This is a genomic window from Flavobacterium chungnamense (genome assembly GCF_039539165.1).
In the GTDB taxonomy this organism is placed as follows: Bacteria; Bacteroidota; Bacteroidia; order Flavobacteriales; family Flavobacteriaceae; genus Flavobacterium; species Flavobacterium chungnamense.
Genome location: NZ_BAABCS010000010.1, coordinates 1 through 12,723, shown reverse-complemented (window position 1 = coordinate 12,723; position 12,723 = coordinate 1). Strand labels below are relative to the sequence as shown.

At 31.1% G+C, this 12,723-nt stretch carries 9 protein-coding genes and 1 tRNA gene; 4 read left to right on the top strand and 6 right to left on the bottom strand.

Annotated elements, in window-relative coordinates; all coding sequences use genetic code 11:
• The first annotated feature begins 397 nt into the window (after window positions 1-397).
• Window positions 398-754: a hypothetical protein gene (locus ABD771_RS05375; RefSeq protein WP_345091723.1), complete on the top strand. Its 357-nt coding sequence runs from the start codon at window positions 398-400 to the stop codon at window positions 752-754.
• Window positions 755-934: 180 nt separating this feature from the next.
• Here ABD771_RS05375 and ABD771_RS05370 read toward each other — a convergent pair whose 3' ends face one another.
• The 4 genes from ABD771_RS05370 to ABD771_RS05355 all read right to left on the bottom strand — a co-directional run bounded on the left by ABD771_RS05370 (window position 935) and on the right by ABD771_RS05355 (window position 5,995).
• The gene (locus tag ABD771_RS05370; protein ID WP_345091719.1) at window positions 935-2,035 is read right to left on the bottom strand and encodes a DUF4407 domain-containing protein; all 1,101 of its coding nucleotides are present in this window, start codon (window positions 2,033-2,035) and stop codon (window positions 935-937) included.
• Window positions 2,036-2,185: 150 nt separating this feature from the next.
• The gene (locus ABD771_RS05365) at window positions 2,186-4,090 is read right to left on the bottom strand and encodes a M56 family metallopeptidase (protein ID WP_345091717.1); all 1,905 of its coding nucleotides are present in this window, start codon (window positions 4,088-4,090) and stop codon (window positions 2,186-2,188) included.
• Window positions 4,087-4,458, bottom strand: a complete 372-nt coding sequence (locus tag ABD771_RS05360) for a BlaI/MecI/CopY family transcriptional regulator (RefSeq protein WP_345091714.1) — start codon at window positions 4,456-4,458, stop codon at window positions 4,087-4,089. Before ABD771_RS05360 ends, ABD771_RS05365 begins: the two co-directional genes overlap by 4 nt.
• A gap of 148 nt (window positions 4,459-4,606) precedes the next feature.
• Complete coding sequence (locus tag ABD771_RS05355; protein ID WP_345091712.1) at window positions 4,607-5,995, bottom strand: dipeptidase; 1,389 nt, start codon at window positions 5,993-5,995, stop codon at window positions 4,607-4,609.
• A gap of 110 nt (window positions 5,996-6,105) precedes the next feature.
• Here ABD771_RS05355 and ABD771_RS05350 point away from each other — a divergent pair.
• Together ABD771_RS05350 and ABD771_RS05345 are read left to right on the top strand one after the other, a co-directional pair.
• A tRNA-Leu gene (locus ABD771_RS05350) sits at window positions 6,106-6,187 on the top strand.
• 248 nt (window positions 6,188-6,435) lie between these two features.
• Complete coding sequence (locus ABD771_RS05345; RefSeq protein WP_345091709.1) at window positions 6,436-7,203, top strand: hypothetical protein; 768 nt, start codon at window positions 6,436-6,438, stop codon at window positions 7,201-7,203.
• Between the two features lie 32 nt (window positions 7,204-7,235).
• On the opposite strand, the gene ABD771_RS05340 is transcribed toward ABD771_RS05345, so the two are convergent.
• Window positions 7,236-9,002, bottom strand: coding sequence for a DUF885 domain-containing protein (locus ABD771_RS05340; RefSeq protein ID WP_345091706.1), 1,767 nt, complete (start codon window positions 9,000-9,002; stop codon window positions 7,236-7,238).
• A gap of 164 nt (window positions 9,003-9,166) precedes the next feature.
• Entirely contained in the window at window positions 9,167-10,063 is an 897-nt protein-coding gene (locus ABD771_RS05335; protein WP_345091703.1) for a NifU family protein, read from the bottom strand.
• 125 nt (window positions 10,064-10,188) lie between these two features.
• On the opposite strand from ABD771_RS05335, the gene ABD771_RS05330 reads away from it, so the two are divergent.
• A partial coding sequence (locus ABD771_RS05330) for a choice-of-anchor L domain-containing protein (protein WP_345091700.1) occupies window positions 10,189-12,723 on the top strand: 2,535 nt, incomplete at its 3' end.

Sequence of the window (12,723 nt, the reverse complement as noted above, 5' to 3'; positions counted from 1 at the left end):
TTAATATTTACAACCAATTCTTTTTTCGAAGATTAGTCAACATTCGTCTATACTTAAGTCAATCTCAACGAATAAATAAAGCGCATCGATAGAGATCCAATAACTTTGTAGTGAAATCAAAAATCAATTTTATTGTTGAATTTTGATATGTTATTAAGTTATTTAGTTCAGATGAAATTGTATTATTTAAATTTTATTTAAATCTAAAATAAAAGTAAAATATAAAAGCAATTTAATCTTTGATGCGTAATTTAAAATACAATTATTTTTTTGAGATTAAGATTATTGATGTATTAGTTTATGTATTTCCAATAAAGCAAAAGAATATAAGAATATAAATTTCTTTATTTTTTAGAATTATAAATTATACTTAAGCCAATAAAATATATAAAAAAATATGAATAAAAAGGCTTATGTTTATGATACATCAAAGGGTTTTTCTGCATTTATAAAATATAATTATTCGTCAAAACTGAATATTTTTTCGTGTACAAAGAAAAAAAATTTTTCAGTAGAAAAAATAACTGATTATAATGTTTGTTTTTTTGTTGTTAATGATATGGAAGATTTTTTCAATTTGAAAAGAATATATTTTGATATAGAGTTTTTTTTTGTAGGTAGTCCTAATAAACTTATTTTAAAAAAAATTGAAGATTTAAAATATGATGACTTAATGATTTTAGATTTTTATGATAGTAAATATAATATTCTTCAGTTTATAAATATAGAGTTATTATCAAAAAGTATATTATAGTTTTTTTTTAAAACTACAAACAAAATCTGTTTTCACTGGCAGTTTACTTTTTTAAAGTTTAAAAATTATAGATTTTAGGGTGTCTGTTATTTACTGCCAGTGAAAACATATTTTTACTTGAAACAAAAACTAATTACAGTATTGAGTTTTAATTAAAAACAAATCGATTTTAGTTTAAAATTACATTGATTTTTTCTGCTTCTCAACAAATCCATCAGCTTGTAACTTTAATAATTCCAATGCGCTTTTTTTCTTGTAATTGTATAATTCTTTATCATCTTTGATATCCGCATAGACTTTATCGTAAATTTCTGCATCTGTTTTTCGTTGCAAATCACTTTGATAACGATTTTGTGCGAGTACATTTTTAATTCCCATTTCGGCATCTTCTTGTTTGAAATCGTATTCGCCTCTTGGAGAAAGTAATTTGGCAATGATTGGTGAAGTTTCAATTGCTAAAAATAAAAGCATTATAAAAAATGATGGTAGCCAAGGCAATTTATTCAAAGCGTTTATTCGAGCCATCAATCCATCAAAACCATCAATAATTGGTTGTGTTTCGGTTACTTTTTTGTCTAAATCAGCTTGAAGCGTTTTTGCTTTAGTTTCTTTTTCGGTAATTTTTACTGCGTTAATTGCTTTTAGTGAATCCAATTGTTTTAATTGAGCATCGTGTTTCAATCTCTTTTCAGCATAAACCGGACCTTTTCCTAGCTTTTTAGTACCTGCAGTTCCTTCTGCCTCAGTTATGTAAGTTGCATACAAATCGTTTACTTCTTTTTCTTTTTTGGCGATATCGCCTTTTAGAGCATCTATTTCGGCTTTGTTTTTTTCAACATCGGTTTGAAAATAATTTGCAACTTGCTTTTTGTTTGCCATTGCCATTTCGTTTTTCTCTTTCAACAAAACGGTTTCAATTTCTTTCTGAAAAATTTTGATTTCCAATGGTTTTGAAATTACAATTGCAATAATAATAGCCAAAGCAATACGAGGTGTTGCTTGAATAAATTCATCTAAAAAGTTATCGCGTTTTTTAATTGTCGAAACAATAAATCTATCGAGATTGAAGATTAAAAATCCCCAAACTAATCCAAAGAAAACTGCGGTATAGACATTGTCAAAAACTGTAAAAAGCGCATAACTACTAGCTACAAAAGCCATAATTGCTGTGGAGAAAACTGTAGCTCCAATGCCAGCATATTTGTTTTGTTCGCCGTTGGAACAACCGTTCACAATGTCAGTATCGACACCAGAACAAAGAATAAAAAAACGTTTTAACATGATTGATTGATTTTATGATGAGTGATGATATACAAATTTAACGCCAAAAATTTTATATTGTTGTGAAATATTGAAAATTAGTTTGGTTAGCTATTGATTTACAGATTGTTTTAATTAAAAATCCGCTTGATTAGAGCGGATTACATAATTTTATTTTTTTTCTAGCCAACCTTCAATTTTATCTCCTCCATATTTAGTTTGTTGAACACCCATTTTAGTTTCTTCAAAATATTTATGAGTTGAGAACCAATATTGAAAAGGTTGTGGAAATTTTTTACTTCTAGCATTTTTTAAAATTACACTTCCACTAAAATGAGCTATTTCATTGGGTTTGTATTTGCTTAAATTTTCATTTGGAACATGTTTTCCATCAATCCAAATTGCATATTTTTTACTGTTTTTGAATTCCTCCATTTCTTTTTGAGTTGGAGACATTTTTTGAAACGGTTTTGGTATTAAAAACATAAATTTTCCCAATTTTTGTTTATCTTCTTTTGTTAATTCTTCATATAACTTGTCTATAATTACTTTTCCATTTTTTCCTCCATCTCTATAAATGAATCGTACGCCTTTAAAGTAAGTTGCTTCTGTTACTGTATTATTTTCTTGTAAATTTGTTATTAATTTAGTAGAATTTCTTTTAATGGCTTCTTGATATTCAATCATACCCATTTTTAAAGTATCACGTTCAAATTTTAAATGACTGTTTTTTAAATTTTTATCAAAATAATCATTAGTGTATAACGTAAATTGATACTCTTGAGGAAATTGTTTTAATCTTACTCTTTTATCAATAAATCTATTTGTATAATATTTGAAATCAGATGGTTTGTATTTTTTTAACTCCGAATTTTTTACAGCTTTTCCATCAATCCAAACTGCTTCTTTGTTTTTATTGCTAAGTTTGTTAAATAATTCTTCGCTTACTTTTTTTGGATTAATTTTATTTGGAACCCAACTTAAGTAATATCTTTTTTCCTTAAGGGTAAGGTTTTCATACATTTTGTTAATTCTAATTGTGGTATCTTTTCTAACATCTTTAATTTTCACATAAATACCACTATAATAAGTGTCTCTTCTTTTATCGCTTATTGCTGAATTATCGAGTTCTACGCCATTTACAGCTTCAGCACTATCAGCGTCTTGATTTACGGAAACTGTCTTTTCTTTTGCCACAACTTCAATACAGAAAAAGTAAATTAATCCAGCAATGATAGGAACAACAGCTACTTTTTTGAGTAGCGCTATTTTTTTTGATGTGCTTTTTGTCATCATAATTAATCGTTTTTTGGTTACTAAATAGTTTAAATTACTGGCCAAGTAAATTGTTTGGTTTCCGTTTCCTTTTTGCAAAAGTAAATTTTGATAAAACGGAACATTATTATAAGTTTTCACAATTTCTTCGTCAGCAAGAAATTCGTGGTTAAGTTGAATAGCTTTTTTGTAAAAAATAAAAAGTGGATTGAACCAAAAGATGACTTTTAAAAACTCAATAAATAATATATCTAAAGTGTGTTTTTGTGTTACATGAACTAATTCGTGTGTGTACAATTCATCTTCAATATTTCTATTATTGTAATCTTCAAAATTGATAAATATAAAGTTCAAAAAAGTATGCGGAAGCGTCTTTTCTTCAACCAAAATCAAATTAGCATTTTTGTATTTTACAATCGGATTTGATTTAGATTTTGAAATTAATTTCCAAATATTTTTTCCGAATCGTAATAACAATAAGAAACAAATTATTCCATACAAACTCCATAAAATGTATGGGATGAAATTGATTTTTTCTTCTATTGGTAAACTATTTCCTTGAATTTCATTTTCAGGAATTGCTGACGAAGTTATTACCGTATTTAAAGGTTCAAAATTCTGAACAACAGGAACAATTTTAATGATTTCAAATGTTAGAAACTGAATAATAAATGAAATTACAATAGAAAACAAAAGATAGAATCTATTGAATTGATGTATTTTTTCTCGTTCTAAAACCAAATGATAGAAGCCAAGAAAAATAGTTAAACTCAAGGTTGATTTTAATAGAAAGTCGATCATTTTTTCTTTTTTTGAAGTTCAACATCGATGATTTTCTTTAAATCTTCTAATTCTTTTTCGGTTAGATTAGTTTCTCTTGTAAAGAAGGAAGCAAACTGCGAAGCCGAATCGTTAAAGAAGTTTTTAATTAATCCATTAACATGTTTGGAAAAATAATCTTCTTTTTTTACTAACGGATAATATTCTCTTGAATTTCCAAATTCGTTGTAAGCCACAAATTTTTTGTCAATCATTCTTTTAAGTAATGTTGCAACTGTTGTAGTGGCAGGTTTTGGTTTAGGGAAAGCTTCTAGTAAATCTTTCATGAAAGCTTTTTCAAGTTTCCATAAATGTTCCATTAATTGTTCTTCAGAGTTGGATAATTGCATCGTTCTACATTTTTAGAATTAACTCTACAAATGTAGAATAAAATTTCACTTCTACAAGTGTAGAATGAAAATTTAACATTTTCGTATAAAAAAATCCGTTCACTCAATTAAGAATGAACGGATTTAAAATTTTGAGTTTGCGGTTGAATTATTTACTCATTTCCACAAAATACTTATAAAATAAAGGAATAGTTTCAATACCTTTTAAGTAATTGAAAATTCCAAAATGTTCGTTTGGTGAGTGAATAGCATCAGAATCCAATCCGAATCCCATCAAAATAGTTTTAGATTTTAATTCTTTTTCGAATAAAGCTACAATTGGAATACTTCCTCCTGAACGTACTGGAATTGCTGGAACGCCAAAGGTTTCAGTGTACGCTTTGTTTGCAGCTTTGTATCCAATACTATCTATTGGAGTTACATAACCTTGTCCGCCATGATGTGGTTTTACTTTTACTGTTACGCCAGAAGGAGCAATGCTTTCAAAGTGTTTAGTGAACAATTCAGTAATTTGTTCCCAATCTTGATTTGGTACCAAACGCATCGAAATTTTAGCAAATGCCTGACTTGCAATTACAGTTTTTGCACCTTCGCCAATATATCCACCCCAAATTCCGTTAACGTCTAGAGTTGGACGAATCGAGTTTCTTTCGTTGGTAACATATCCTTTTTCGCCATAAATGTCGTTAAGGTTCAATGCTTTTTTATAATTATCTAAATTGAAAGGTGCTTTTGCCATTTCGGCTCTTTCTTCTAACGATAATTCTTCTACATTATCATAAAATCCTGGAATAGTTATGTGATTGTTTTCGTCATGAAGCGAAGCAATCATTTTTGCCAAAACATTTATAGGATTTGCAACTGCGCCACCATAAAGTCCTGAATGTAAATCGCGGTTTGGTCCAGTAACTTCAACTTCAACGTAACTTAAACCACGTAATCCTGTTGTAATTGACGGTTGTTGGTTTGAAATCATTCCAGTATCTGAAATCAAAATTACATCATTAGCTAGTTTTTCTTGATTTTGAGTAACAAACCATGATAAACTTTTTGATCCAACTTCTTCTTCACCTTCAATCATGAATTTTACGTTACAAGGTAGGCAATTGTTTTGGATCATGTATTCAAAAGCTTTCACGTGCATGTACATTTGACCTTTATCATCGCATGCACCACGAGCGAAAATTGCACCTTCTGGATGAATTTCTGTAGTTTTAATAACAGGTTCAAATGGAGGAGAAGTCCATAATTCCATTGGATCTGGTGGTTGCACATCGTAATGTCCATAAACCAAAACTGTTGGAAGATTTTTATCAATAATATGTTCACCAAAGACAATTGGGTAACCAGGAGTTTCACAAATTTCAACATGATTACAACCTGCTTTTTCTAATGAAACTTTCACAGCATTGGCAGTGTCAATCACATCTTGAGAGTAAGCCGTATCAGCACTTACAGAAGGAATTTTTAATAATTCGATTAATTCGTTTAGAAAACGCTCTTTGTTTTCTTGAACGTATTGTTTTATATTATTCATTTTTAATGGTTTATTTTGAAATTCAAAAGTACGAAAAAGAGTTTTAAAAAAAATTCCTATTTCATAATTTGTAATTAAGAATTATTCTTATATTTGCACTCACAATTTTCGCGGATATGGTGAAATTGGTAGACATGCCAGACTTAGGATCTGGTGCCGCAAGGCGTGTAGGTTCGAGTCCTATTATCCGCACAAAAAGTCCAAATGAAAGTTTGGACTTTTTTTGTGGGCAAAAAGGATGAGAAGTTTATGTTGAGCGAAGTCGAAGTAAGTCCTATTATCCGCACAAAAAGTCCAAACGATAAGTTTGGACTTTTTTTATTTCTACGAAATCGGTTAATTTCTATGTTAAGAACTTATTTTTTTTAACCAAAATTGATTCCTTTTCAATGAGTATTTTTGTATAATCTCTAAGTCTGAGTTTTAACCAATTTATTGGAATGAAAAAGAATCCGTCTATGACAGCACTTATTTTAGCTTTTATTGGTTTTGCATTGATAACCGGTGCATTGTTTTCGTTGTATCGTTCAAGTAACGAAGCGATTTTTATTGAAGAAAAAAGTGAAGCTGAAATTGATATTGCAAATAAAAAAATTGATGTTTTAAGTGACGAAATTCAAGAGACCAAAGAGCAATTTGTCGATGCAGATTATAAAGACGAATCGAAACCAGAAGTAATGACTCAAATTGCTGGTCAGAATATTCCAATCATTGAAATTAAAGATATTGATTTAGGCGAAAGTTCTGATTTAACTGATGATGAACCACGAAAAAAAGGACAACGTATTACCTACATTCATCAATTGAAATTCTCTTTAGTAAATGTTGATAGATTTTCGTTGAAAGATGTAATATTTTCCGTGAAAGATATTTATAATGATCCGAAAGAAGGAAAAGGCAAGAAGAAGTCCAAAGAATATAGTTATATGGGAAGAATTTTCGATAGCGAAGATGTTGGAGCGTATAATAATATAGAGGTAAATACTTTAAATTTAAAATCTAAAAAGTTGGTTTACGTGAGTAATTTGCCTACAAGCTTTGGAGTAGGAGATTACTATTTTGATATTATTGTTGAATGGAATAATGGTTTCTATCAAATGCATGTTGATATAGAAGAAGTAAATGGAAAATTGAAATACCGATACCAATTTTATGACGTTGACGGAAAACCAATAAACTTAAAATCTTCGGAAGAAGTTACTGCATAAAAAAAAGCCTTTCAGTTACGAAAGGCTTTTTTTTATTTACTTATTTTAATCCAATTATCTACTTTTTTCTCTAAAAGAGCCAATGGCATTACACCTGATTCTAAAACTATTTGGTGGTATTTTTTGATGTCAAATTTTGAACCTAATTCTTTTTCAGCTTTTTTGCGAAGTTCAATTATTTTTAACTGACCAATTTTATAAGATAAAGCCTGACCTGGAACTGCCATATAACGCTCAATTTCAGATATAATACTTGCTTCACTTTCGGCTTCATTGTCTAAAGAATATTGAATGGCTTGCTCGCGCGTCCAACCTTTAGAATGAATTCCAGTGTCCACCACTAGACGAATGGCACGATGCATTTCACTTCCTAACATCCCAAAATATTGATATGGATCTTTGTATAAACCTAATTCTTTACCTAAACTTTCCGTGTATAAAGCCCAACCTTCACCATAAGCTCCAAACCAATTGAATTTTCTAAAATTGGGCAATGCTTCATTTTCTTGTTGTAAAGAAATTTGAAAATGATGTCCCGGAATCGCTTCATGAAGAAATAAATCTTCGTCAGCATAATAATTATAGTTTTTTACATCAGGAATTGGAACATAGAAAGTTCCTGGGCGAGAACCATCTGCTGCACCTTGAACATATTCTGCACTTGCCGTTTTTTCTCTAAAAGCTTCGGTTCTTTTTATTTGAAAAGCTGTTTTGGGTTGCAATGAAAATAATTTATCAACGTTTGGTTTTATAGTGGCGTGGTATTTTTTAAAATTGGCAATTACTTCTTCTGGTTTTTCAAAAGGTTTTAATTCTGCTTTATTTCTTACGTAGTCGAAAAATTCTTTTATGGTTCCTTTAAATCCAACTTCGCTTTTTACTTTTTCCATTTCCGATTTCAATCGAGCTACTTCTTGTAATCCTAAAGTGTGAATATCTTCTGGAGTCATTTCGGTTGTAGTCCATTGTTTTACATAGGCTTTGTATAAATTACTGCCGTTTGGAAGTGAACCAATTCCGCTTGTCGTTCTAGATTTTGGAAGATATTCTGATTTTATAAAAGCAACCATTTTCTTGAATCTAGGAAGTAATTTATCGTTGATTGTTGAAGCGTATTCTTTTTTTAGCGTTTCTTTTTGAGAGTCTGTAATTTCAGAAGGCATTGATTTTATTGTGGTGAAAAAAATATTGTCTTCAGCTTTTTCAGTAATCATTTCATCAAATTGTTGCATTACTTTGTTGGATAGAACTTTTGGTAAAACCACATTTTTATCCATTCCTTTTTTCATATAAACCATTGCAGAATCTAACCAAACAGCATATAAATCCATTCTTTTTAAGAAGTTTTTGTAATCGTTCTCGGTTTTGAAAGGTTGTGCACTTTCACCTGCTGCAAATTGCGCCATGGTTAAATGCGTTCCCCAAAATTGATGAATTGGTGTAAGATTAGCATTTTGTTGAAGCAAATCTTTTCCAACAGCAACTTCCCATTTTATGATGTCGAAACTGTTTTTTTCTTCATCAGAAAGTGATTCAAAATCGATTTTTGAAAGTTCTGTTTCGTATTTTTTGAAAAATTCGGATTGTTTTTTTCTGAAAGAATCAGTCATTTCAAACTGCAATTGGTCGTTGTATTTGTTTTGACCATTGAGTGTTGCATCTAAAGGATTTAGGGTGTTTTTTTCGTCAAAATAACTTTCGGTTAATTTTTTGAAATCTACTGATTTTTCTTCCGATTTACAATTTACTAACAACAGTGAAAGTAAAATGAAAGAAGAAATTGTTTTCAAATTTTTCATTGGTATTTTGGTTATTCGTTGGTTAAAACTACTAAATTTATTCCATACAATTGCTATCTAGCCCTGATTGGATCAATCCACCGTGTGGTGCGGAAAGCAGGAATAGGGATTACAAAAAATTCCCGAGCCATTCGCTCCTAAACTTCGACTAGCTCAGTTCGAAATTATGCGTTTAATGCTTCAACGATAATGTCTTGGTCGTTTAGCATATCTTTTAGCATGTTTTCGATTCCATTTTTCAAAGTAAATGTTGACGATGGACAACCATTGCACGAACCTTGAAGTACAACTTTTACTCGTTTTGTATCTTGGTCGAATGAGTCAAATAAAATATTTCCGCCATCGGCTGCAACTGCTGGTTTTACATATTCTTCAAGAATGTTGATAATTTGTTGTGATGTGGTATCAAGATTATCGAAATTATTGATTTGTTGTTTTTCTTGTTTGGTGTCTTGAACAATCATAGTTTCATCGACAACTATGCCACCATTTTCAATGAATTGTTTAATAAAAGTGCGAATTTCAAGGGTAATTTCTTCCCAAGATGCGATGTCGAATTTGGTAACTGAAATGTAATTTTCGTCGATAAAAATTTCTTTTACAAACGGAAAACCAAAAAGTTCTTTAGCCAAAGGTGATGCAAATGTTTGGTCAATATTTTTAAATTCAACAGCAGTTTTAGTGACTCTTTTGTTGACAACAAATTTTAATGTTGCAGGATTAGGAGTAGTTTCACCATAGACAGTAATTGCTGATTTTTTTGGTCTAAGCGGATCTTCAATTATTATTTTCCCTCCATTTTTTACATATTCTTCAATTTGTTCAGCTACATCATCTTTAACGTCATTCCAATCTACAATGCTGAAACGTTCGATGGCAATGAAATTTCCTGAAATGTAAACGGTTTTTACAAATGGAAGGTAAAATAGTTGTTGTGCTAAAGGTGAGTTTTTAGCTTCGTCAATGTTTTTGAATTCAAAGTTTTCATTTTGAGTTATAAAATCAGGGAATTCAAATTTTAGAATTGTTGGATTTTGTGTTTCTTTTATAGTAATTTTCATAGCGATTCGTGTAATTTTCAACAAATTTAACAAAGTTATTTTGTGGGAATGTTTATATTTGAAGTTTTTAAACAATTAATTAACATTTATAGCGTTTTTTATTAACGTTTTAGTTTATTCAATATATGAAAAAAATTCTACTCATACTTTTTTTTGTTTTTTTTAATACATCTTTTGCTCAGCTTGTAGTAAATAATACAACTCAAACTCCAAATCAATTAGTTCAAAACGTTTTACTTGGTGCGGGTATTACTGTCTCGAATGTTACTTTCAATGGATCTGCTTTAAATGCTAATCTAGTTCGTGATCAGGTTGGTAGTTTTACTGGGGGTAATACAACGAATATTGGTATTAACAATGGGATTATATTAGCGACAGGTGACGCTCAAATAGCAGTTGGGCCAAATAATCAATCAGGAGCAACTAATGCAACAGCAAATCCAGTACAGGGCGATGCAGATTTAGCAGCTTTGGCATCTGCAACTATCAGAAATAAAGCAGTTTTAGAGTTTGATTTTGTTCCAATAGGTCAAAATTTGAGTTTCAATTTTGTTTTTGGTTCAGAAGAGTATTTAGAGTTTGTAAACGGAGGTTTTAATGATGTTTTTGGTTTCTTTTTGAGTGGTCCTGGTATTATTGGACCTTATATTGGAGGTGCAACAAATATTGCATTAGTGCCAGCTACTACTACTCCAATTTCAATTGATAATGTAAATAACGTTTCAAATTCTGCTTTTTATGTAAATAATGGAACAGGAACAACACCTGTAGTTAATGCTACTATTCAATATGATGGTTTTACAACTGTTATAGCTGCAACAGCCACAGTGCAATGTGGTCAACCATATCACATTAAGTTAGCTATTGCCAACGTTGGTGATAACTCTTTGGATTCAGCAGTTTTTTTACAAGCACAAAGTTTTAATACAACTCAGCTAAATTTTCCTCAAGATTATTTAGTTTCAAATGGTTTTGCACCATGTCCTGGTACTCCTACTACTCTGAATACGGGATTAGCATCAACTATTCCTCATACTTGGACTTGGAACGGAAACCCAATTCCTGGTGAGACAGGTCCAACAATTACAGTCAATCAAGCCGGGACTTATTGCGCGACCGCTTATCCTTATGGACCAGGTTGTCCGATATCAGATTGTGTAATTGTAGAATATTTATCACCAATGCCAATTGACGAACCCATTGATTTAACAGTTTGTGCTGGTTCAACTTTCAATTTATCAATCAATAATCCTATAATATTAAATGGACAAAGTGCAGCGGATTATGAAATTAATTACCATAATTCACTAACAGATGCTCAAAATATAGCATCTCCAATAACTAATACAACAACTTATCCTGGAGTAAATGGAGAGCAAATATGGGTATCTATACAAGATTTAGCTTCAGGTTCTAATTGTGTCGCTATAAAATCTTTTTTCTTGTATCAATTAAATACAACTATAGCTCCAGCTATAACATGTGGTACTAGCACACCTACTTCAGTCTCTTTTGATTGGACACCACTTTCTGGAGCAACAGATTATACAGTTTTGTATCAAGTAAATTCAAATACACCAATTACTATAGGCTCAATTGGAAATACATCAACTTACAGCTTAAGTGGTTTGTCATCAGGAGATAATGTAAATTTCACTTTGACTCCAATTGGTGCGTCAGGATCATGTTTTGTTTCTGCATCATTGACTTGTACCGTATTAACGTCTTGTCCTTCAATTACAAATCCTTCTTCAAATCAAGTATTGTGTTTGAATGGTGATCCAACACCATTCTCTGTAAATACAACCTTTACAGGGACTGATGCTATAAGTTATGTATATTTCAATGCACAACAAACAGGAGACAATATGTATACTGGAGGTACAATTTTAGGAAATGCTACTCCAGCAACAAGTACAGCAGTATATGATGCTCCAGTATTAGGAAGTATAGGTTCTCTTCCTAACGCTGTAGGTACTTATTATGTTTATGCAATTGCAAATCCACTACCTTCAGATCCAACGTGTAGACCATTTCAGGAAATTCAAGTAATAATTAATGCGCCATTAACCGCTNCTTTAACTGTTTGTGAGACATCAGGTATTATAGATTTATATAGTGTTATTACAAGCGAACAATCTGGTGGATCATGGACAAGAACAGGTGGAACAGGCGGAACGTTTGATTCCGTAAATGGGACTTTTACACCATCTGTTGGATCAACAACAAGTACTTTCCTTTATACATTATCAGGAACCGCACCATGTATTAGTGATTCAAGTGTAGCTACAATTACTATTAATGCACAACCAGTTGCAGGAGTAGATGGCGGTATTACGATTTGTGAGACATCAACAACAGCAATTACTTTAGCTACATTAATTACAGGAGAGCAAATAGGTGGAACTTGGACAAGAACAGGTGGAACAGGAGGATCTTTTAATGCAGCAGCGGGAACATTTACTCCAGCTCTAGGAGCAACAACAAGTACTTTCGAATATACTTTATTAGGCACAGCACCATGTATTAATGATACAAGTGTGGCTACAGTAACTATCAACGCACAGCCAGTTGCAGGATTAGATGGAGCTACCACAGTTTGTGAAACATTAGCTACTGCTATTAATTTAGCAACATTAATTACAGCAGAGCAATCAGGT